Origin of the sequence: Burkholderia sp. AU4i (assembly GCF_000466765.1) — a bacterium.
Classification (GTDB): Bacteria; Pseudomonadota; Gammaproteobacteria; order Burkholderiales; family Burkholderiaceae; genus Burkholderia; species Burkholderia cepacia.
The window spans coordinates 1-1,115 of sequence record NZ_ASSI01000502.1 but is presented as its reverse complement, the minus strand read 5'-3'; the positions used below and the strand labels follow the sequence as shown (position 1 = coordinate 1,115).

The window sequence follows — 1,115 nt, the reverse complement described above, 5'->3', positions numbered from 1 at the left end:
CTTTCCCTACACGACGCTCTTCCGATCTTCGTCGGTGTGCGCGGCGGCGCCGGGCACCGCGCCGGGCACGACGATGGCATCCTCCGCGACGCCGGCGGCCGCCGCGTCCACCGATGCGCAGCGCCAGCTCGACACCGCGCGGATGTGGGGCGTCAAGCATCGCGACGACCTTGCGCGCGACGCGCTGCGCAAGGGGCTGCTGATCGCGCCGGGCGATCCCGAGCTGCTGGCCGAACAGGTCCGCGTGCTGCTGCGGCTCGGCGACGCGAAAGGCGCGCAGGCCTCGCTCGCGCGCCTGCAGGCACAGTCGCCGAATGCGCCCGCCACGCGGCGGGTCGCCGACGAATATCGCGTCGCGACGAGCGGGCGCGGCGAGATGGCGCAGATTCGCCTGCTCGCGCGCAGCGGCCGTGCCGACGAGGCGGCACGGCGGATCGTCGCGCTGTTTCCGAACGGTGCGCCGGACGGTGCGCTCGGCGCCGAGTACTACCAGATCGTGTCGAATGCGCCGGGCGGACGCGAGCCTGCGATCGCCGCGCTGCGCCGCGCGGTCGCGGCCGATCCGCAGGACACGAGCGCGGCGATGGCGCTCGTGCGGCTCCTGAACCAGCGTGCCGACACGCGGCCGGAGGCGAACCGGCTCGCGTGGGCGCTCGCGAAGCGCGCCGACGCCGACCATACGGAGGCGATGGCGCAGTGGCGGCGCGTGCTGCAGTCGGCCGGCAGCGATCCCGCGTATCTCGATGCGCTGCATGCGTACCTCGTGCTCGTGCCGGACGACACCGAATTCGTCGATCGCGCGGCGGCACTGGATCGCCAGCGCGACGCGCAGCGCCGGCTCGAGCGCAATCCCGACTACATCGCGCAGCAGCGCGGCCTGCAGGCGCTCGCGCGCGGCGACCTGGCCGGCGCCGATCCGCTGCTGACGCGCGCCGCGCGCGCACGCGCGGACGACGCCGACGCGGTCGGCGGGCTCGGCCTGCTGCGCCTGCGCGAAGGGCGGCACGACGAGGCACGCGCGCTGTTCACGCGCGCCGCGACGCTCGCGACCGACCAGCGCGGCAAATGGCAGGGTCTCGCGCGCACCGCGCAGTTCTGGGGGCTGCTCGCGCAAG

Annotated in this window: 1 pseudogene; it reads left to right on the top strand. The window is 75.1% G+C overall.

Features of this window, described 5'->3' with window-relative positions:
• Positions 1 to 34 precede the first annotated feature (34 nt).
• A pseudogene (locus L810_RS43810) lies at positions 35 to 1,115 on the top strand (cellulose biosynthesis protein); the annotation flags it as partial.